Source organism: Pseudomonas sp. A2 (assembly GCF_023100865.1).
Taxonomy (GTDB): Bacteria; Pseudomonadota; Gammaproteobacteria; order Pseudomonadales; family Pseudomonadaceae; genus Aquipseudomonas; species Aquipseudomonas asiatica.
Genome location: NZ_CP039127.1, coordinates 2,742,273 through 2,760,757, shown reverse-complemented (window position 1 = coordinate 2,760,757; position 18,485 = coordinate 2,742,273). Strand labels below are relative to the sequence as shown.

At 59.2% G+C, this 18,485-nt stretch carries 21 protein-coding genes; 6 read left to right on the top strand and 15 right to left on the bottom strand.

Going from position 1 to position 18,485, the window contains the following annotated elements:
- Window positions 1-10: 10 nt before the first annotated feature.
- The gene (locus E5221_RS12825) at window positions 11-730 is read left to right on the top strand and encodes a proteasome-type protease (protein ID WP_015270103.1); all 720 of its coding nucleotides are present in this window, start codon (window positions 11-13) and stop codon (window positions 728-730) included.
- 53 nt (window positions 731-783) lie between these two features.
- On the opposite strand, the gene aroE is transcribed toward E5221_RS12825, so the two are convergent.
- The 5 genes from aroE to E5221_RS12800 are packed head-to-tail and all read right to left on the bottom strand — an operon-like array spanning window position 784 to window position 4,622.
- The gene (gene aroE, locus E5221_RS12820; RefSeq protein WP_054573807.1) at window positions 784-1,602 is read right to left on the bottom strand and encodes a shikimate dehydrogenase; all 819 of its coding nucleotides are present in this window, start codon (window positions 1,600-1,602) and stop codon (window positions 784-786) included.
- On the bottom strand, window positions 1,599-2,831 hold the full coding sequence (locus E5221_RS12815; protein ID WP_247847589.1) for a CoA transferase: 1,233 nt from the start codon (window positions 2,829-2,831) through the stop codon (window positions 1,599-1,601). The genes aroE and E5221_RS12815 overlap by 4 nt, the downstream gene beginning before the upstream one ends.
- Entirely contained in the window at window positions 2,828-3,283 is a 456-nt protein-coding gene (locus tag E5221_RS12810; RefSeq protein WP_003256790.1) for a MaoC family dehydratase, read from the bottom strand. The genes E5221_RS12815 and E5221_RS12810 overlap by 4 nt, the downstream gene beginning before the upstream one ends.
- On the bottom strand, window positions 3,280-3,678 hold the full coding sequence (locus E5221_RS12805) for a VOC family protein (RefSeq protein WP_015270100.1): 399 nt from the start codon (window positions 3,676-3,678) through the stop codon (window positions 3,280-3,282). The genes E5221_RS12810 and E5221_RS12805 overlap by 4 nt, the downstream gene beginning before the upstream one ends.
- Window positions 3,675-4,622, bottom strand: coding sequence for a ketopantoate reductase family protein (locus E5221_RS12800; RefSeq protein WP_061302402.1), 948 nt, complete (start codon window positions 4,620-4,622; stop codon window positions 3,675-3,677). Before E5221_RS12800 ends, E5221_RS12805 begins: the two co-directional genes overlap by 4 nt.
- A 93-nt stretch (window positions 4,623-4,715) precedes the next feature.
- On the opposite strand from E5221_RS12800, the gene E5221_RS12795 reads away from it, so the two are divergent.
- The gene (locus E5221_RS12795) at window positions 4,716-5,627 is read left to right on the top strand and encodes a LysR family transcriptional regulator (RefSeq protein WP_247847588.1); all 912 of its coding nucleotides are present in this window, start codon (window positions 4,716-4,718) and stop codon (window positions 5,625-5,627) included.
- A 158-nt stretch (window positions 5,628-5,785) separates the two neighbouring features.
- Here E5221_RS12795 and E5221_RS12790 read toward each other — a convergent pair whose 3' ends face one another.
- The 4 genes from E5221_RS12790 to E5221_RS12775 all read right to left on the bottom strand — a co-directional run bounded on the left by E5221_RS12790 (window position 5,786) and on the right by E5221_RS12775 (window position 8,675).
- Window positions 5,786-6,673 carry a transporter substrate-binding domain-containing protein gene (locus E5221_RS12790; protein WP_061552111.1) on the bottom strand — a complete coding sequence of 296 codons (888 nt, stop codon included), beginning with the start codon at window positions 6,671-6,673 and terminating at the stop codon, window positions 5,786-5,788.
- A 464-nt stretch (window positions 6,674-7,137) separates the two neighbouring features.
- Window positions 7,138-7,395 (bottom strand): DUF2790 domain-containing protein, encoded by a 258-nt coding sequence (locus tag E5221_RS12785; RefSeq protein WP_061552110.1) that lies wholly within the window; start codon window positions 7,393-7,395, stop codon window positions 7,138-7,140.
- A gap of 110 nt (window positions 7,396-7,505) precedes the next feature.
- Window positions 7,506-7,976, bottom strand: coding sequence for a cyanase (cynS, locus tag E5221_RS12780; protein ID WP_003256785.1), 471 nt, complete (start codon window positions 7,974-7,976; stop codon window positions 7,506-7,508).
- A gap of 39 nt (window positions 7,977-8,015) precedes the next feature.
- Window positions 8,016-8,675, bottom strand: coding sequence for a carbonic anhydrase (locus tag E5221_RS12775; RefSeq protein ID WP_061552109.1), 660 nt, complete (start codon window positions 8,673-8,675; stop codon window positions 8,016-8,018).
- Window positions 8,676-8,785: 110 nt separating this feature from the next.
- On the opposite strand from E5221_RS12775, the gene cynR reads away from it, so the two are divergent.
- Window positions 8,786-9,673 (top strand): transcriptional regulator CynR, encoded by an 888-nt coding sequence (gene cynR, locus E5221_RS12770; RefSeq protein ID WP_247847587.1) that lies wholly within the window; start codon window positions 8,786-8,788, stop codon window positions 9,671-9,673.
- A gap of 239 nt (window positions 9,674-9,912) precedes the next feature.
- On the opposite strand, the gene E5221_RS12765 is transcribed toward cynR, so the two are convergent.
- From E5221_RS12765 to E5221_RS12755, 3 genes are all read right to left on the bottom strand, one after another.
- The gene (locus E5221_RS12765) at window positions 9,913-10,389 is read right to left on the bottom strand and encodes a nuclear transport factor 2 family protein (RefSeq protein ID WP_023660568.1); all 477 of its coding nucleotides are present in this window, start codon (window positions 10,387-10,389) and stop codon (window positions 9,913-9,915) included.
- A 348-nt stretch (window positions 10,390-10,737) separates the two neighbouring features.
- Complete coding sequence (locus E5221_RS12760) at window positions 10,738-11,214, bottom strand: nuclear transport factor 2 family protein (protein ID WP_247847586.1); 477 nt, start codon at window positions 11,212-11,214, stop codon at window positions 10,738-10,740.
- Window positions 11,215-11,274: 60 nt separating this feature from the next.
- Window positions 11,275-11,844 carry a TetR family transcriptional regulator gene (locus tag E5221_RS12755; RefSeq protein ID WP_061550799.1) on the bottom strand — a complete coding sequence of 190 codons (570 nt, stop codon included), beginning with the start codon at window positions 11,842-11,844 and terminating at the stop codon, window positions 11,275-11,277.
- Window positions 11,845-12,285: 441 nt separating this feature from the next.
- On the opposite strand from E5221_RS12755, the gene E5221_RS12750 reads away from it, so the two are divergent.
- Together E5221_RS12750 and E5221_RS12745 are read left to right on the top strand one after the other, a co-directional pair.
- Entirely contained in the window at window positions 12,286-12,531 is a 246-nt protein-coding gene (locus tag E5221_RS12750) for a DUF2790 domain-containing protein (protein ID WP_003256777.1), read from the top strand.
- A gap of 29 nt (window positions 12,532-12,560) precedes the next feature.
- Window positions 12,561-13,577: an alpha/beta hydrolase gene (locus E5221_RS12745; protein ID WP_182328740.1), complete on the top strand. Its 1,017-nt coding sequence runs from the start codon at window positions 12,561-12,563 to the stop codon at window positions 13,575-13,577.
- 160 nt (window positions 13,578-13,737) lie between these two features.
- On the opposite strand, the gene E5221_RS12740 is transcribed toward E5221_RS12745, so the two are convergent.
- Window positions 13,738-14,172, bottom strand: coding sequence for a rhodanese-like domain-containing protein (locus tag E5221_RS12740; protein ID WP_247847585.1), 435 nt, complete (start codon window positions 14,170-14,172; stop codon window positions 13,738-13,740).
- Window positions 14,173-14,267: 95 nt separating this feature from the next.
- On the opposite strand from E5221_RS12740, the gene ftrA reads away from it, so the two are divergent.
- Window positions 14,268-15,227 (top strand): transcriptional regulator FtrA, encoded by a 960-nt coding sequence (gene ftrA, locus E5221_RS12735; protein WP_182328739.1) that lies wholly within the window; start codon window positions 14,268-14,270, stop codon window positions 15,225-15,227.
- Between the two features lie 195 nt (window positions 15,228-15,422).
- Here ftrA and E5221_RS12730 read toward each other — a convergent pair whose 3' ends face one another.
- Together E5221_RS12730 and E5221_RS12725 are read right to left on the bottom strand one after the other, a co-directional pair.
- Complete coding sequence (locus E5221_RS12730; protein WP_061550727.1) at window positions 15,423-15,932, bottom strand: GNAT family N-acetyltransferase; 510 nt, start codon at window positions 15,930-15,932, stop codon at window positions 15,423-15,425.
- A 91-nt stretch (window positions 15,933-16,023) separates the two neighbouring features.
- Entirely contained in the window at window positions 16,024-18,462 is a 2,439-nt protein-coding gene (locus E5221_RS12725; protein ID WP_247847584.1) for a TonB-dependent receptor, read from the bottom strand.
- Between the last annotated feature and the right edge of the window lie 23 nt (window positions 18,463-18,485).

The window sequence follows — 18,485 nt, the reverse complement described above, 5'->3', positions numbered from 1 at the left end:
GGGAAACAGCATGACCTATTGTGTCGCCATGCACCTGGCGGACGGGCTTGTCTTCATCAGCGACTCACGCACCAATGCGGGCATCGACCAGATCGCCAGCTTTGCCAAGCTGTTCGTGTTCGGCGTGCCGGGGGAGCGCCTGATCGTCCTGCAGACCGCCGGCAACCTGGCGACCTCGCAATCGGTGGTGAACCTGCTCCAGCAACGTACGAAGGGCCCCGGCCCCCACCTGTTGAACGTTGCGACGCTCTACGATGCAACGGTACTGGTCGCCGACACCTTGCGCGAGGTGGTCAGCCGTGATCGCAGCAAGCTGTCGGCCGGAATCGACCTGAGCAGTTCGTTCATCGTCGGCGGCCAGATTGCCGGCGGCCCCATGGGCATATACAACGTCTATGCGCAGGGCAATTTCTTCCAGGCCACGCCGGACACCCCGTTCCTGCAACTGGGCGAAAGCAAGTACGGGCGGCCGATTCTCGACCGCAACCTCGGCTACCATATGCCACTCGATGAAGCGTTGCGCTGCGGCCTGATTTCGTTCGACTCGACCATTCGCAGCAACTTGTCGGTGGGCATGCCGTTGGACCTGCTGGTGTATCAGAAGGACAGCCTGGAAACACCGAAACGCCAGCGTATCGCCAGCGACGATGTGTATTACGAGCAGATACGCAGGCAGTGGAGCGACGGGCTCAAAAGACTGTTGGCCGAACTGCCAGCGCCGCCGTACTGATAGGCAGGGCCACTGTGGAAGCGGGCATGCCCGTTCCCACAGTGGCCTTGGTCCTACTCCAGCGGAATAGTCAGGCGATCGATGACGGCGCGGGTTTCTGGCCGTACCCCGCGCCACCAGGCGAAAGCCTCCGCCGCCTGCTCGACCAACATGCCGACACCGTCGGCCAGGCGCACCACCCCCTGCGCCTGGGCCATGCGCAGGAACGGCGTAAGGCCTTTGCCATACGCCAGCTCGTAAGCCAGCTGCGTCGCGCCCAGCACGCCTTCAGGCAGTGGCGGCAGCTCGCCGGTGAGGCTGGCAGAGGTGGCGTTGACCACGATGTCGAAGGACTGTCCCTCCAGCTCCTCATAACGGCTGATGCGCAGCCTTGGATGATCCAGTTCGTTGCGCAGGGCGAGCGCCTTGGCCATGTCACGGTTGGCAAGCACCAGCTCGCTCGGCCCCGCCTGCAGGAACGGCAGCAATGCACCGCGTACCGCGCCACCGGCGCCGAGCAACAGTACCCGTCGATTGGCCAGCGGCTCACCGAGGTTTTCCTCGATATCCCGCAGCAAGCCGATGCCGTCGAAGTTTTCGGCAAAGATACGGCCATCCTCGAACTTCAACGCATTGGCCGCCCGCGCCAACTGGGCGCGCTCGCTGCGCTGGTCGGCCAGCTCGAAGGCTCGCAGCTTGAACGGCGCGGTGATGTTCATGCCCAACCCGCCATCACTGCGAAACTGCAGTACCTGAGCCTCGAAGCCCTCGAGCTCGCCCTCCAGCGCGCCATACTCCAGGCACTGGCCGGCAACCTGGGCGAACAGGCCATGAATCAACGGGGACTTGGTGTGGTTGATCGGCCGGCCGATCACTGCATAGCGGTCGCTCATCGTGCATCTCCGTGGGTGAACAGCACACCGTCTGCCTGCATGGCGGTGATTTCTTCAGGGGTGAAACCTAGGCCGGCGGCCACTTCGGCATTGTGCTGACCGAGGTCCGGGGCCACCTGGTGGATCGTGGTGTCGCAGTCGGAAAAGCGGAACGGCAGGTTGGGCAGGCGCAAGGTACCGTAGCGCGGGTGCTGCTGCTCGATGACCATGTTGCGCGCCTGGATCTGCGGGTCGGCCACCACCTCGTCGATGCGCTGCACCTTGGCGCTGGGGATGTCGATGTTATCGAGCAACTGCAGGATATCCGCCACCTGGCGCGCGCCGACCCAGTCGCGAACCACGGCCAGAATCGCCTGGCGATGGGCGTTGCGGCCATTGAGGCTGTGGTAGCGGCTGTCGCTGCCGAACCCGGCCGGGCCACCGTTGGCTTCCAGCATTGCGGCAAAGCGCTGCCAGGCATCGTCGACCTGGGCGGCGATTACCAGGTCGCCATCGGCCGCGCGAAACACGCCGTACAGGGTGGAGGTGGGCATGTCATGGCCGGTCTGCTCGGGCAGGACGGTGCCATCGGACAAGGTGTAGCACTGCACCGCATATTCATGCATCGACACCAGCGTGTCGTACAGGGCCATGTCGATGTGCTGGCCGCGACCACTGTTCACCCGGCCCAGCAATGCCGCATTGATCGCCGCAACGGCATGAATGCCGGTGTACATGTCGCCAAGGGAAATGCGCAGCAACGGCGGCGCTTCGCCCGGCACGCCGACCATCTGCATGATCCCGCTTTTGGCCTCGGCGATCAGCCCGAAACCGGCGCGGTGGGCATCCGGCCCGGTATGGCCATAGGCGGAGATGGAGCAGTACACCAGACGCGGGTTGCGCGCCGACAGCTCGGCATAGCCCAGGCCAAGCTTGTCCAGGGCGCCGGGGCGATAGTTTTCGATGAACACATCGGCCGAGTCGGTCAGGCGTTGCATGAACGCTTTGCCACGCGGGTCCTTCATGTTCACGCTGACGCCCTGCTTGCCCATGTTCAGCTGCAGGAAGTAACCGCTCTGCTGCTCATCAAGGGTAAATGCATGCTGGCGCCCGGCATCGCCGCTGCCCGGCCGTTCGACCTTGATCACCTCGGCGCCGAGTGCTGCCAGGCAGCGGCCCACATAGGGCCCGGCGAGGAAGTGGCTGTAGTCGATGACGCGGATACCTGCCAATGGCAATGCCTGGCTCATGCCTGCACCCTCCGGGGCACCATCAGCCGGTGCTCGCCACGCTGCACGACTTCGCCGTGCTGGTTGATCAGCTCCGACGGCAAGACCACGATACCCCAGCCCGGTCGGCTGTTGCTCGGGCGCATCGCCCCCACGCGCATGCGCACGTGCAGCACATCGTCGACCTTGATCGGCAGCACGAAGTCCCAGGTCCAGCCCAGCGACATGCCCGGTACAAAGCGGTATTCGCACTGGGTCTTCAGGCCGTCGGCGATCGACAGGCCGAACAGGCCGTGGGCAACCAGGCAGCCGAAATGACTGGCGTTGGCGTAGGCCTCGTCGACATGCACCGGGGTGTGGTCGCCGGTGAGGTCTGCGTAGGCCAGGATACGTTCGCGGGTCACCGTGTAGGTGGGGCTGATGCATTCATCGCCTTCGCGGGCATCGTCCCAGTATCTTTCCACTACGCTCATGCCACCACCTCTGCACGTGGGTCGATGGCCAGTGCCTGGGCGACGCATTTCGCCGGCGATGCCTGAATGAACTCGACCGCAAGGCCGTCAGGCAGGCGCAGCCAGTTGCGGCCTTGGGGCATTTCGCTCACGCCGAAACGCTGTGCGGCGGCCAGGGTAGCTTCGAGGTCCTCGCACATGATGCCCAGGTGCGCCATGCGCCCTTCCGGGCCGGCAAAGTCGGGCTGGTGGATGAACTGCAGGCCACCAAGGGTCCAGTACTGTGCAGGCTGCTCGACGTCACCCTGTATTTCACGCATGGTCATGCCACACACCTCGCTGAAAAAGCGGATGTGCCACTGGATGTCGCGCACCCAGAACGCAACGTGTTCAAGGTAGGCTTTCGGCTGGCTCATGGATTACTCCCCTTCTGCTGATCGGCCATGGCGCGTTCGATGCCCTTGATGCAGGCCACCAGGGTCGCGTTGACCGGCGTGGCCACGCCATGGCGCTGGCCCCAGCGCACGACGGAGCCATTGATGAAATCGATCTCGGTGACCGAACCCTTTTCCAGGCTTTGCAGCATCGAGGTACGGAAGCTTGCCGGCAGGCCTTCGGCGGCCAGCCGCCATGCAGAATCCGGGCTGGTGAGGCTCAGGCGGATGCCTGCTCGTTCAGCGACGGCAATGGCTTCAGCCACCGCTGCCTTGGCGGTGCTTTCCAGCAGCGGCTCGCTGTACAACTGGCCATAACCGAGCCTGGTGATGCCGCTGAGCGCGCCTGTCGCGACGTTGACCAGCAGCTTGTCCCACATGGTGCCGAGAATGTTGTCACTGACCGTGGTGGCGAGCCCGGCACCATTGAAGACCTCGGCGATGGCCTGCACACGCAGCGTCCTCTGGCCGTCGAGCTCGCCGATGAAAGTCTGCTTGCCCGCAACGCCGGCGCGGATCGAACCCGGCGCCAGCAGCACGCCACCGACGTAGGTCTTGCCAGCCAGCACCCGCTCACGGCCCACGGCCTCGGCCAGGATGTCTTCATGGCCAAGACCGTTCTGCAGTGACAGCACCAGCGTCTGCGGCCCGATCAGCGCCTTGGCCCCGGCAATCGCCTCGCCGGTGTGGAATGACTTGACCAGCACCACCACCAGGTCGGCCACGCCCACGGTTGCCGCGGCGCAGGCTGCCTTCACCCGGACCTGCCGCTCGCCGCGTTCGTCCTGCACCCGCAGCCCGTGCAGGTTCATCGCCTCGACATGTGCATGGCCACGGTTCAACAGCCAGGTTTCGTGCCCCGCTTCGCTCAAGGCCGCACCGATGGCACAACCCAGGGCGCCGGCGCCCAGAATGCAGATTTTCAAATCGCTGACCTCCTGTGGTTTGCGACTACCTTATGCAGCGAGCCTTATTTCGGCTATACAATGGACTCAATACACTTATTGGATTTCGCAATAATGAGTGCGCTCGACGCTTTGCCCGACCCCAAGCTGCTGCAGCTGTTCGATGTGCTGTACCAATGCCGCAGCGTCACCCGCAGTGCTGAACAGCTCGGCCAGAGCCAACCTACCGTGAGCATCTGGTTGGGGCGCTTGCGTGAAGAGTTGAACGACCCACTGTTCGTGCGTACGCCAGGGGGCATGGCGCCAACCCCGCGGGCAGACCAGCTGATCGGGCCATGCCGCGAGGTGCTGGAATCGCTGCGTCGCCTGACTACCTGGGAGCCGCAGTTCGTTCCGGCCACGGCGCAGCGGCGCTTTCGCCTGTGCGTCAGTGATGCCAGCCATATCACCCTGCTGCCCAGCATCCTCAACCACCTGCGCACCCACGCGCCGGGTATTCGCCTGGAAGCTGCACGCATCGATGGCAATACCGAGAGCGCGCTGGAGTCGGGCGAGGCGGACCTGGCCATCGGCTTCGTGCCCTGGCTGGGTGCGGGGATGTATCAGCAAGTGTTGTTCGAGCAGGACTGGGTCTGCCTGAGCAACCCGCTACACCCGCGTTTGAGCAACGGCATGAGCGTGGCGGGTTACCAGGCCGAGGGGCATGTACAAATCAGTGCCGGGACCGGGCAGAAGTTACTGGAGGCCGGCCTGGCGCGGGCCGGCATCGAACGCAGGATCATGCTGGAGCTGCCGGCGTTTCTGGGGTTGGGGATGATTGTCGGGTCGACCGACCTGGTGGCTACGTTGCCACGGCACATCGGCCAGACACTCGCCGACATGCATGGTTTGCACGTGCACGATTGCCCGTTTGCAGTGGATGGTTTCACGGTCAAGCAGCACTGGCACGCACGGTACCAGCAAGACAGCGGGAATCGCTGGATCAGGGAGATGGTGCGGGGCTTGTTTCAAACAGGGGCCGGTTAATACACACGGCGAAACCTTCGCTCGCCGAGCTTCCTTCCCTGGAAGCATCGGTGTACGGATCAAGCAGCAGGCTTGAGCACCACCTTCGTCCAGCCATCATCCCGCGCATCAAAATGCTTGTAGGCGCTTCAAAGAAGACGTTTGCAACCACTCAAACTTTACAGCGCTGGTTTGTCACTCCGCGCCTCGAGATTGGCTTTGAGCTGTTCGCTCATCGGCATGTTCAAATTCATCCCTTTTGGAGGAATCGGTGATTGAAACCATTTGGTGTATAGCCTTGCGAATTCACCCGACTTCATGAGACGGGTTATGGTGCCATCGACCAATTCCTTGAATTCAGGATCATCTTTTCGAAGCATGCAGCCATAGGGTTCTACTTGCAGCGCATCACCCACGACTTCGAGCGAGTCGGGATTTTTGGAGTTCGCCATGAGGCCAAACAGGAGGACATCGTCCAGGGCAAGCGCCACGGCACGATCATTCTCAACCAGCGCCAAGGAGTCATCATAGTCTTTGCCCAGGACGACCTGTACGTCTAGATTGTGGTCGGCACTGTATTGACGGAGGACCTTCTCGTTCGTGCTACCGGCGGTGCTGGCAACAGTCTTCCTTGCAAGATCGGCGTAGCTCTTTATGCCGGAGGTCTTCTTGGTTAATAGGCGTGTGCCGGTGTAGAAATGGCTGATTGCAAAAGCCACGTCCTTCCCACGCACGGCGTTGTTAGTGGTGGAACCGCACTCCAGATCGTATGTGCCGTTGACCAGTAACGGAATGCGGGTTTGCGAAGACACAGGAATGTAAACCACTTCCAAGTTCGGCTTCTTGAGCTTTCTACGCACATCAGCAACGATGGCATCGGTCAAATCGACGGAGAAACCGACCGCTTTGCCGGGACTAATCAAGTAGCTGAAAGGTACCGACGCCTCCCGGTAAGACACGGTGATTTTGTTACTATCGGCAACCTTTTCGAGGGTCTGCGCGTTGGCATGAAATGCGATGGCAGAAGCGGCCAGGATTGTCGCTGCCACGAAATATGAGGTTTTCATAGGGCTCCCTTGAAAGCATGAAAAAGACAAAAACTCATCAAAAACACACTGACACACGTGAAGGTGAGCGCAAATTTCCGGCGTGGCAACGAAAGGTCTTGGTAATAAAAAAAGTACGCCCATGGAGGGTAAATACTTTGCGCCAGATCAAAAACTGATCATCTTGCGACATCGCGCGAATACCATCGGGATGTTCGCTGCGACGTATCGATCAGCATGGACGCCGAGCGAGGGTTCCGCGTAGCAGTTTGCAAGGCCAGTGCTCCCCATGAGCAATGTCGCGTACGCGAAGCTTGGTCAGATTGCAGGCTCGTAGCTTGCTTGGGCGGATCTCCATCTGTCGAAAGCCAGAGAGCCCACAGCGATCTTCGGAGTGGGCTCCCTTCCATGCAGAATATTAAGCTTCGATCGCAGCGCCCCTAATGCCCAGGAGCTCACTGTCAGGCGGAGGTATGGACCGCGCATCAGTTGTCAGAACACCCATTCCCCCCAATGCGGTACTCCATGATATGCCGTTCGCCTTTGGAGTCGTCGTAAGTCAGTTGCATCGGCACAACATCGCAGACATCGGGCACCGGCGTAACAGCCACAACGTGCGCGATATCCAGGTTCTGGGAGTAGCGATAGGGTTCAACCGTAATTTGTGCAGTTTGAGTACCTTGGTCATCGGCCATAGCAACAGAACCAAGGCAGCCTAGGAACAAAACGAGTAACAGTTTCATGGTAATCACCTGTACTGAGGGCGTAAGAAGGCCTGAGCATCCAATCGGTGCTCGGTCGTCATAAACGATTGGGTGTGGCCCGGCGCAGTCAGGCGCCGGGCTGAGCTACATCAGAAGGGCTTGGTAGGCAGGTACTTGCCGTCCAGAGTGATCACAGCGCGATGGCCACCGTCCGGATCTTCGACCTTCTTGATGTCCAGCTTGAAGTTGATGGCACTGATGATGCCGTCGCCGAACTTCTCGTGGACCAGAGCTTTGAGGGTGGTTCCATACACCGAGATCATTTCGTAAAAGCGGTAGATGGTAGGGTCGCTCGGCACTCCGTCGAAGAAGCTGCCGCGGATCGGCATCGATTGCAGCAGTGCAACTTGATCAGCATCGAGGTCGAGCTTATCGCCTACGACCTTCGCGGCGCTTTCAGGCAGCGGATGTTGGCCAAGCAAGGCAGCGGTGACAAAGGCCTCGGACAGGCCGGTACCGTCAACGATCTGCGCAAAGGACAGGTCCTTGCGAGCCTTGGCCAGAATGATAACTTCGGTCAGTTCCTGGCGGGCGGTGCGGGTGGCTTGAGTCTGGATCATGGTGAATCTCCTGGGTAAGTAAAGGTGCAGGTACAGGTTTCAGGCGACGTGCCTGGCTTGCTGGGAAACGGCGTGGACTTCCGGGTTTTCCGCGAGAGACACGAAGGTGCCGGTACTGCCATCAAAGGCGTCGATACGTCCGGTCTCGATGTCATAGATCCAGCCATGCAGGGTCACGCGGCCTTCTTCGAGAGCCAGGCGAACGGATGGGTGGGTCTGTATGTTGGCCAGTTGCGCGATCACGTTCTCGCGCACCATGGAGGCGACTTTGCTGCGCTTATCCAGGTGATGACGGGCCTCATTAACTACCTTGGCCGAGTCGGCGTACCGCAACCAGCCGGCCACAGCGGGCATGTGATCCAGACATTTGCAGGTGGCGATGGCGGTCATCGCGCCGCAGTCGGAGTGGCCGCAGATCACGATGTCTGCAACGTTAAGTCCGGCGACCGCGTATTCGACCGAAGCCGAAACGCCACCCGGCTCTGGCCCATAAGACGGCACGATATTGCCGGCGTTGCGGATTACAAACAGATCGCCTGGCTCGCGTTGGGTGACCAATTCAGGCACCAGCCGGCTATCAGAGCAGGAGATGAAGAGAGCCTTCGGCGCCTGCTGATTGGCAAGGTCCTTGAACAGTTTGACCCGCTCAGGAAAAGCGTTTTTTTGAAACTTCAGAAATCCGTCAATGATCGCTTTCATGGTTGCTGTCTCAATGTCGCTGGGTGTGAGACAAAGATTAAGCAGTGCATGACATAAGGTAAAAGTCTCATTTATTATGAGCCGGATTCGATTATCTTATGGGCTTAGACATGCTCGCTCGACATATCCAGTACTTTCTAGCCGTTGCGGAGCACCTCAGTTTCACGAAAGCTGCAGCGGCGCTGCATGTCTCTCAGCCGGCCCTTTCGCAGCAAGTAAGGCACTTGGAAGAGAGCCTGGGAGCCCAGTTGTTTGACCGATCAGGCCGCACGACGCGTTTGACTGACGCGGGGGATGTCTATCTTCTCTATGCGCGCCGTGCGCATCAGGAATTGCAGGAAGCCAAAAGGGCTATACATGATGTCATCGACCTCAGCCGTGGCTCATTGCGTGTTGCCGTAACGCCGACGTTTACGAGCTATCTGGTGGGGCCACTCATCGAGGCATTTCACCTCAGATACCCCAAGATCACCGTCAACCTGAAAGAGATCTCCCAGGAACGGATCGAGGAGCTGCTGTTGGCGGGAGAGTTGGACGTAGGGATCGCATTCGATGAAATACATTCATCGGACATCGAAGCCATCCCCTTGCTGAACGAAACGCTCGCTTTGGTTATGAACCGCAGACACCGCCTGGCCGAGGAACGCTCCATTACCTCGCACGGCCTGAATGCTGAGTCTTTAGTCTTGCTCAGCACAGAGTTTGCCACTCGCGAGCAAATCGACCGCTACTGCCGCAAATATGAGATTAACCCTAAGGTGCAGATGGAGGCCAATGCCCTAGGCGCAGTGATCGAGATCGTTCGCCGAACGAATCTTTCGACCTTATTGCCTGCCAGAATTGCGTTGGCCCATGACGACCTGGTGGCCATCACGTTGGAGCCGGAGCGCTTGGAGCGACGAGCCGTTCTAATGCGGCGCAAAGACGCCTTTCTGAGCGCGGCGGTGCGCGTCTTCCTCGAACTGGCTAAAGAAGTATCCAGCGATCTTGATCAGTGAGGTTTTGCGTGACCGCAGGATGCGCGTGTGCAACAGGGCCCAAGGTAGAGGAAAAGTGCAACGATGACGCTTTGCCTGACCGACGAAGCGGAGACTGGAAGGAGAGGAAAGCCCTCTATTGGCTTTCTAGCCGCCGACGGCGCACTGATGTGTATCACAAACCGCAATAGGGATGACGAATCGCTTCTGAACGAAAAAAACCTGATCCTTTAAGACAAAAGGATCAGGTTGACGGTGACTTACAGGCCGAGCTCGGTCAGACCTGGGTGGTCATCCGGACGGCGACCCAGTGGCCAGTGAAACTTACGCTCGCTTTCCTTGATAGGCATGTCGTTTACGCAGGCGAAGCGACGATGCATCAGGCCATCAGCTTCAAATTCCCAATTCTCGTTGCCGTAGGAGCGGAACCAGTTACCGGAATCATCATGCCATTCGTATGCGTAACGGACGGCGATACGGTTATCGGTAAAGGCCCAGAGCTCTTTGATCAGGCGATAATCCAGCTCTTTTTTCCACTTGCGGGTAAGGAACCCTTTAGCTTCTTCGCGGTTGGTAGCAAACTCAGCGCGGTTACGCCATTTGGTATCCAGCGTATAGGCGAGCGAAACTTTCTCCGCGTCGCGGCTGTTCCAACCATCTTCTGCCAGTCGGACTTTTTCAATCGCCGTTTCGCGAGTGAAAGGAGGAAGTGGTGGGCGAGTGTGGATATTGGACATGGTGGTGCCTCCAGATTAATTGGATAATTGAGTAAACCAGTGCCAGTGAATCGCAGGCCTATAGCAAGGCCGCTTGAATTATCAATTTGTGAACGTTGAATCGCACTGCTAACGACAGCATTAAATTAAACTCTATTGCCGCGCCTTGATGGAGGTGGCCGCAATTAATAAAGATGCTATAGGTGCAGGCGCACGTATCCTCGGAACTATGTTTCCGGGGAATATCATAAGAACTATACTTATGCTAAAAGCGTTCGTACTCTACCTGCAGTGTAGGCAATCGAATTTAAATTTCGTTCTGCCTAGCCGAGCACCCTGTGTTTGAAAGAATTTACAGTGGTGCCGGAGTTACAGCCCCAACTCAGTCAGCCCGGGATGATCATCTGGGCGGCGGCCCAGCGGCCAGTGGAATTTGCGCTCGCTTTCCTTGATAGGCATGTCGTTTACGCAGGCGAAGCGACGGTGCATCAGACCATCAGCTTCAAATTCCCAGTTCTCGTTACCGTAGGAGCGGAACCAGTTACCGGAATCATCATGCCACTCGTACGCGTAACGGACGGCGATGCGGTTATCGGTAAAGGCCCAAAGCTCTTTGACCAGACGGTAATCCAGCTCTTTTTTCCACTTGCGGGTGAGGAAACCTTTGGCCTCTTCACGGTTGATAGCAAACTCAGCGCGGTTACGCCATTTGGTATCCAGCGTGTAGGCGAGTGAGACTTTTTCCGCGTCGCGGCTGTTCCAACCGTCTTCAGCAAGTCGAACTTTTTCAATCGCTGTTTCGCGAGTGAACGGAGGAAGTGGCGGGAGAGTTTGGGCATTGGACATGGTGGTGACTCCAGCCTAGTTGGATAGAAAAGTGTGAGTAGCGTCTCTGACGCTCAAGCTTTAGGGCACAAGCTCTTTCAGCAACATCTGCGCAACTTCCTTTGCATTATCAGCAGCGTAATAATCACCCATAACACGAGCCGTGGTGATTGCGCCTTCCATCAAAATAAATAACTGCCTGGCTAAGACCAACGGTTGCTCGGTGTTCAATTGTTCAGTCAGTTCAAGCGTATAGTCCAAGAGCTTTTGCTTGTGCAGTTTTGCGATCTGGCGGATGGGGTCATCGGGATCCCCTACCTCGCCTGCCGTGTTAATGAACGCACAGCCGCGGAAACCATCCGTCTCGAACCAGCCCTTCAAAACAGTAAACATGCTCAGTATTCGATCGTACGGTGTAGCCGCTTTGTCGCATTCGGTCCTGAACCATTGCATCCAGCGTACGTCGCGAGCGCTCAAGGCCGCAGCTGCGACATCATCTTTGGTAGCGAAATGGTTGTAGATACCCTTCCTTGACACGCCAGAGGTCTTCACCAGTAGGTCCATGCCCGTGGCATGAATCCCGTTTTCGTAGATGAGTTTCTCGGCGGTGGCCAGGATTTGGGCTCTGTGATCTATCGTTGGTCTGCTCATGGATTCAATGTAGAACGATCGTTCTCTCCGGTCAAGCACCATCAGGTGATTTCTTCGATTAAAGGCGCGCGCCCCAGTGGTACCTGGAATGAATTCCTGGGCGGCCTCAGCGTTTGACTTCCTGTTGTAGGACCCTATCCCAGCCCATGGCTGATGACGCCAGGTGGTGAGGAGAGCCTTTGGTACTGCTCAGGTGCACATTCGACGGCCGCGTCGGGGTGCGAGCGCGACCAGGCGGACAGCGAGAGCTCTCTGATGGCGCTACCAGGACAAAGCACGGCGCCCATCATTGGCTGTCGGAGCCTGCGGTTATCCGACGCTGATGCACTGACTCAATCGTGACCATAGCGGAAATATACTTTGCGCACTAATTATTATCGCGCAAAGTTAACCCCAAGTACGAAGCAACCGCTCACACCTACGAGACACCGGAGAACGATCATGACCATTACCAAAGCATTCGCCATCGTCACCCTTACGCTCGGCGCCAATGTTGGTGCTTTTGCGCAGACCGCAACTCCGTATCACTACGGAATGGATCTGGATATCGACAAAATCGTCTCTGTGGAGGCCACACCCAGCAACGGCGGCCCAAACAGCATTGCAACTCTGACCTACCGTGACAGCCACGGCGAGGAGCAGAAGGTGAGCTACATCCGTCCGGACTTTGCAGCCAACCAGAACTGAACACCCGCCCACACCCTAGGAGCACAATCATGAAACTGCCCCGTACCCTCACCGCCGGCCTGCTGGCTCTGGCTGTCAACAGTGCCTTCGCCGCTGGTAGCCCGGGCGTGGAACACACCACCCAAGGTTTCCTTCAGGCTCTGGCTGCAGGCGGCGGCAAGCCGCTTGAGACCTTGTCGCCGAAAGACGCCCGGTCAGTGCTGACAGGCGCCCAGGCAAGCGTGAAGGTCGACTTGTCCGGTATTCAGGTCGAGCGCCGTACCATCCAGGCCGATGGCCAGCCGCTGGAAATCCGGGTAGTGCGGCCGGAGGGCGCTAAGGGTGACCTGCCGGTGTTCATGTTCTTCCATGGTGGTGGATGGGTGTTGGGCGATTATCCGACCCACGAGCGACTGATCCACGACCTGGTAGTGGGCTCTCGTGCGGCAGCGGTCTACGTCGATTACACGCCATCGCCCGAGGCCAAGTTCCCCACAGCGATCAACCAGGCTTACGCCGCCACCCGCTGGGTCGCCGAGCATGGCAAGGAGATTGGTGTCGACGGCAGCCGCCTCGCTGTGGCTGGCAACAGCGTCGGCGGCAACATGGCTGCAGTGGTAGCCATCAAGGCGAAGGAAGCCGGAACTCCGAAGCTGCGCTTCCAGGCACTGCTGTGGCCCGTGACTGATGCCAACTTCAACAGCAGTTCCTACAACCAATTCGCCGAAGGGCACTTCCTGACACGCAACATGATGCAGTGGTTCTGGGACAATTACACCACTGATTCGAAGCAGCGCGACGACATTCACGCATCGCCGCTACGTGCCAGCCTGGATCAGCTGAAAGGTTTACCGCCGGCACTGGTACAAACTGCTGAAATGGACGTGCTGCGTGATGAAGGTGAAGCCTATGCCCGCAAGTTGAATGCCGCCGGTGTTCCGGTAACCGCCGTACGCTACAACGGGATGATTCACGACTTCGGCCTGCTGAATGTCCTCGGCGAAGTCCCTGGCACCCGAAGTGCGATGGACCAGGCTGCACAGGCGATCAGGCAACACCTCCAGTGACAGCGGCAATCAGGACCGGGGCGTTGTCGCCCTGGTCCTGCTCGGATAAGACCCTCATGGTGGATGGAAATCTTGGCGATGCGGCTGCATTCGGGCCGCCTTTTCTCGATCACGCTGGGTGCGTCCTCGGGTGATGCCGCTCGAACTGTGCCCTCTCGACTCAACATGCACAGGAAACGCCGTTACCCTGTGCAGCGACGTCCACCCCCACCAACGAAAAACCCTCGTCAAGCCAGCCGGTAACCCCGCCAATCATTTCTTTCACCGGGAAACCCAGCTCAGCCAAGCGAACCGCCGCCCGATGTACGCCATTGCAATGCGGCCCCGCGCAATAAACAACGAAAAGCGTCTGGCGCGCATAGTCAGCCATGCGTTCTGCGCTGATGGTGCGGCCAGGAATATTGATCGCGCCCGGCACATGGCCCTGCGCAAACGCCTCGCTGCTCCTTACATCTACCAGCACATAGTCGACATCACCCGACCGCTGGCTACGTTCAACATCCGAACAATCCGTCTCGAACGCCAGATGGCGGCTGAAATGAAGCACGGCATCGGATGGGCTTGCGGCAGGATATTCGCTGACCAGGCTTGGCATGGATTTCACTCCTCGGTTGAAAGTGCGCCCATTGTAGGAAGCCCGCCTGTATCGCTACAGTGGCGCACTCGACAGTCACCGGTAGTTTTCCGCCAATGCTCACGAACCCTGGTTTGGTCGCCGTGCTGGCCTATGACGGGCTGTGCACCTTCGAGTTCGGCATTGCCGTGGAGATCTTCGGGCTGCCACGCCCGGAGTTCGAATTCGCCTGGTACACGCATCGCATCGTCGCCGTCGATCCCGCACCAATGCACGCGGCAGGTGGCATGCAGGTCATTGCCGAGTTCGGCTTGGAGTCGCTCGTTGATGCCCATACCATTATCATTCCGGGATGGCGTAGCCGCGATGAGCGCCCGCCGCAGGTGCTGCTGGACGCCTTGCGCGTAGCGTATCAACGCGGGGCGCGGCTGCTTTCCATCTGTTCGGGGGTGTTCGTGCTCGCGGCTGCGGGCCTTCTGGACGGCAAGCGTGCCACCACCCATTGGCGCTATACGGACGAACTCGCGGCACGCTATCCACTCATTGAAGTTGACCCTGGCGTGCTTTACGTAGACTGCGGCCAGCTGATTACCTCGGCAGGCAGCGCTGCCGGTATAGATGCCTGCCTGCACCTGGTGAGTCGAGACTTTGGTACCCAGGTTGCCAACACCGTTGCCCGCCGCCTGGTTATGGCACCCCAGCGTTCCGGAGGGCAAACACAGTTCTTCCCCGCACCCGTTGCCCAGAAGCCTCGCGATGATCTTGCCGCGGTGCTGGAGTGGGCGACCTTGCATGTGGGCAGGCCGCTTACGGTCAAGCAGCTGGCAGCGAAGGCACTGATGAGCGAACGTACCTTCCTGCGACGCTTCATCGAAGCGACAGGCATCACGCCGAAAACCTGGCTGCTTCAGGTGCGCATGAACGTGGCGCGTGAGTTGCTGGAAAGCAGCCCATTGAGCAATGAGCAAATCGCCGAACGCTGCGGGTTCGCCTCGGCGGAAAGTTTCCGGGCAGCATTTCGCAAGACCGTGGGGTTGGCGCCCATGAGGTATCGTGCGCAGTTTGGCAACCACTGACCCTATTCAGCCTCGCCTCGCTGCATCACTTCGATTGCCATTGCCAGCGAAAAACCCCAACGCTGTACCGGCACCCAGCATCGCTCAGCTCGTGCTGCAGCCTGAGCCAATGGCGTGGACGGCGTCATCGGTATTCAGGCAACCCAGTTCGTTTGTGCAAGCAGCGAGAGCGCCATCACGCCACTCGCAAAGAGCTTATTGGCTTGCCTCCACCACCTCCTCCTGCTTGAAAATACGGAACCCTCGCGCCTGATAATTTAGAAGCGCGGCAGGATGGTCGAAGGTGCAGGTATGTACCCACACCCGCTCTGTACCGCTCCACTCCCACGCTGCTCGAACAGCGTGACTCAGGAGCGCTCCGCCGAAGCCACACCCCAGGAATTGAGGTGCCAGCCCGAAGTAGCGTATCTCTGCGTTACTGCCATCGGGGCGATAGAGCTCGTAATAGCCGGCTATCGCACCACGGTAATAGGCAACCCAGGTACGGTGGCAATCCTGTTCGACGAGTGCCTGCCAGTCAGAAATCCCCCAGGTGTCAAGATCGCCCCACTCCCAAGGTGTGCCTACCAGCTTGTACAGAAACCGATTGAATTCCGCCTGAGGCACTTCACATTCAATGATCCGGAGTTCGTGAGGCTGTGTTTTTTCCTTCAGCTCGGATGCCGAGACCATTTCCAGATAATAAGTGGTGCAAGACCGTTCCATCGTAGACTCCCTACCCTACAGGCCAGCTATTGGTGTGAAACATGACAATGACCACCGGGGCCGACATCGAGCCCGGTGGTTTTTCACTACCTTACCAATTGTGCGTGTAACTGGCAGTCAATACCGTGCCGGGTGCCGGCAAGTGGCTGGTGTTGTTGTTATTGCGCAGCAACTGGCTGTAGAGCGGGTAGTAGTCGCGGTTGAACAGGTTCTGGATGCCAACGCTCACCTTGTCGTCTGCGGAGATCTGGTACTGGCTGACCAGGTCGACTGTCGTATAACTGCTCACCTGATGTCGACCAAAGCTGTCCACCCCATCGAGCCTGTAGTCCTTGGCATCGAAGAACGTGGCTTGCAAGCGGTTGCTCCAATCCAGGGTCGGCTTGTATTGCACGTAGGCGGTCAGCTTCAGCGGCGGAACGCGATAGCCGGTCATGTCTTGCCAGTCTTTACCGTCCGGTTTTTCTCGTCCGCGCATCCAGGTCGCACTCCCCCCTGCGCCCCACACAGCATCGTCCGACAGCCAATCGGCACTGGCTTCAGCACCGTAGATACGCTCCTTGGTGCGGGTCAGAATCAGGCCATTGTTGAAACTTTGCACATCCCCCAATTTGGAGGTGGTGTAGAACAGCGCCAGGGTGCCGAGGGTGTTGCTGCCCAGGTCTCCTCGCCAGCCAAGCTCATAGTTGTTGGTCTTGACCGGCTCCAGGTTCGATGCGCCGATGTCGAAGCCACGGCGCGCATTGCGCAGCTGGATGCCCACGTCGGGCAACTGGAAGCCCTGGCTGAAGGAGGCGTAGATTTCCTGGCCGAGTACCGGCGAGTAGACGATGCCCAGGTTCGACAGCACCGCATCGTAATGAATGTCGCCACCCTTCACCGCCACCGGGGAGGCAGACGTGGATTCGGACAACGGAACGAAGTCATCGAATTCGGCGGTGGAGTATTCGTAGCGCAGGCCGCCGTCGACCGACCAATGCTCATCGAAGCGATGCTGCAGCTGGGCGAAGGCACCGGCGCTCCGCGTCCTCAACGGGAGCATGTACGTGAGCTTGCCAGTCTTGTCGAAAACCAGGCCGCCACTGGCGTCATAAGCCGCCGGGTCGAAGACATCGAGCGGCATGTCGCTGCGCTCCTGGTTATAGTCACCACCCCACACCAGTTCGGTACTGCCGCTGTCGCCAATCGGCGTGCGCAGGGTCAGGCGGCTTCCGAAGACTTCACTGTTTTGCATGATCTGGTCAACATTGCCGCCGCGGGTAGCAACGGCACGGGCATCGAACGGGGTGAAGCGTGTGAAGTAGTCCCGGTAGTACATCTGGGCAGAAAGCCGGCTCCCGAGGATGTCGAGATTTTCATACTCCAGGTTCACCAGCGTGTTGCGAATGCGGTTCTGCTCGTCAAGATCCAGGCCCTTGATCGTATTGGCCGGCACAGAGCCAGCAGGGAGTTTCGCGACGCTTGGGTCGGTAGCGTAATCGGTGTCCTGGCGGGCATCGTAGTGGCTGACTGCAAGCTGCACTCGCTGGTTCTCGTCAATGTGCAGCCCCAGCTTGCCGCCAATGTTGTAGATGTTCGAATCGAACAGGTCGCCTTGGCTTGGCTCCGGGGCGATCCGGTCACCGTGCGCATCATACGAGGCACCGATATGGCGGGTACCGAAGTCGAACGAGTAGTCCACCGCACCCTGAGAGCCCGCGAAATATTGCTGGAACTGCCCCCCCAGGCCATCGCTGCCAAGGCGGGTCAGCGGCGAGGTCGCGCTGAGGCTGGTTTCGGCGCGGTTTTCACCACCCGCGGGCCGTGTGGTAATGGAGATGATGCCCCCCGTGGCGCCGCTGCCGTAGATGGCGCTGCTGCCACGAATGACTTCGACCCGTTCGATCAGTGCCGGGTCGATGTTGGCCAGGTTGCGCGAGGAGTCGCGGTTGGTATTGAGCGGCACCCCGTCGACCATGACCAGCATGCTGCGCCCGCGCAGGGTCTGGCCATACTCGGTGACGGTGCGGCTGGAGTCCGACATGCCGGGAACCGCCTTGGCCAGTACCGTAGCCAGGCTCTCTGACCCCTGGCGCAGCTCCTGCAGTTGTTCATGCTCGAGAATGGTGGATTGCCGCGTCGCGGAAACCAGGCTGCTGCTGGTGCGCGAGGCGGTGATTTCCGTCTGGGCCATTTCCACGGGTCCGCTCTGGATTCCAGCACTTGATGCAGGGGCACCCTGCGCGACGATGACGAACGTGCGCTCATCCTTGGCCTGTACCTGCAAGTCACTGTCCTTTAGCAGTGTTTGAAGTGCTTCCTCGGGTGTGAACCGCCCCTTCACCGCAGGCGCGTTTCGGCCTGCACCAAGATCGCTGGCGAAGATGATCTGTACCGAAGATTGCTGTGCGAGCGCGTTGATGGCATCGCCCAGCGGTGCGGCGGGGAGATCCACGTTCACCTTTTCCCGGCCCTGGGCCGACATTGCGATGAGCAGGCTACTGGCAAGCAATGACAGGCGTAGCTGGCGACTGCGGAGGGGAAAATGCACTTCTCGAGTTCCTTTTTGTGGTT

Bases quoted from the DNA above. Each gene is read 5' to 3' on its own strand.
- E5221_RS12775 (WP_061552109.1), bottom strand. From the start codon at position 8,675: ATGAAAGCGATCATTGACGGATTTCTGAAGTTTCAAAAAAACGCTTTT.
- E5221_RS12805 (WP_015270100.1), bottom strand. From the start codon at position 3,678: ATGAGCCAGCCGAAAGCCTACCTTGAACACGTTGCGTTCTGGGTGCGC.
- E5221_RS12790 (WP_061552111.1), bottom strand. From the start codon at position 6,673: ATGAAAACCTCATATTTCGTGGCAGCGACAATCCTGGCCGCTTCTGCC.
- E5221_RS12750 (WP_003256777.1), top strand. From the start codon at position 12,286: ATGACCATTACCAAAGCATTCGCCATCGTCACCCTTACGCTCGGCGCC.
- E5221_RS12730 (WP_061550727.1), bottom strand. From the start codon at position 15,932: ATGGAACGGTCTTGCACCACTTATTATCTGGAAATGGTCTCGGCATCC.
- E5221_RS12755 (WP_061550799.1), bottom strand. From the start codon at position 11,844: ATGAGCAGACCAACGATAGATCACAGAGCCCAAATCCTGGCCACCGCC.
- cynR (WP_247847587.1), top strand. From the start codon at position 8,786: ATGCTCGCTCGACATATCCAGTACTTTCTAGCCGTTGCGGAGCACCTC.
- E5221_RS12815 (WP_247847589.1), bottom strand. From the start codon at position 2,831: ATGAGCCAGGCATTGCCATTGGCAGGTATCCGCGTCATCGACTACAGC.
- ftrA (WP_182328739.1), top strand. From the start codon at position 14,268: ATGCTCACGAACCCTGGTTTGGTCGCCGTGCTGGCCTATGACGGGCTG.
- E5221_RS12795 (WP_247847588.1), top strand. From the start codon at position 4,716: ATGAGTGCGCTCGACGCTTTGCCCGACCCCAAGCTGCTGCAGCTGTTC.
- E5221_RS12745 (WP_182328740.1), top strand. From the start codon at position 12,561: ATGAAACTGCCCCGTACCCTCACCGCCGGCCTGCTGGCTCTGGCTGTC.
- cynS (WP_003256785.1), bottom strand. From the start codon at position 7,976: ATGATCCAGACTCAAGCCACCCGCACCGCCCGCCAGGAACTGACCGAA.
- E5221_RS12760 (WP_247847586.1), bottom strand. From the start codon at position 11,214: ATGTCCAATGCCCAAACTCTCCCGCCACTTCCTCCGTTCACTCGCGAA.
- E5221_RS12740 (WP_247847585.1), bottom strand. From the start codon at position 14,172: ATGCCAAGCCTGGTCAGCGAATATCCTGCCGCAAGCCCATCCGATGCC.
- E5221_RS12785 (WP_061552110.1), bottom strand. From the start codon at position 7,395: ATGAAACTGTTACTCGTTTTGTTCCTAGGCTGCCTTGGTTCTGTTGCT.
- E5221_RS12825 (WP_015270103.1), top strand. From the start codon at position 11: ATGACCTATTGTGTCGCCATGCACCTGGCGGACGGGCTTGTCTTCATC.
- E5221_RS12810 (WP_003256790.1), bottom strand. From the start codon at position 3,283: ATGAGCGTAGTGGAAAGATACTGGGACGATGCCCGCGAAGGCGATGAA.
- E5221_RS12765 (WP_023660568.1), bottom strand. From the start codon at position 10,389: ATGTCCAATATCCACACTCGCCCACCACTTCCTCCTTTCACTCGCGAA.
- aroE (WP_054573807.1), bottom strand. From the start codon at position 1,602: ATGAGCGACCGCTATGCAGTGATCGGCCGGCCGATCAACCACACCAAG.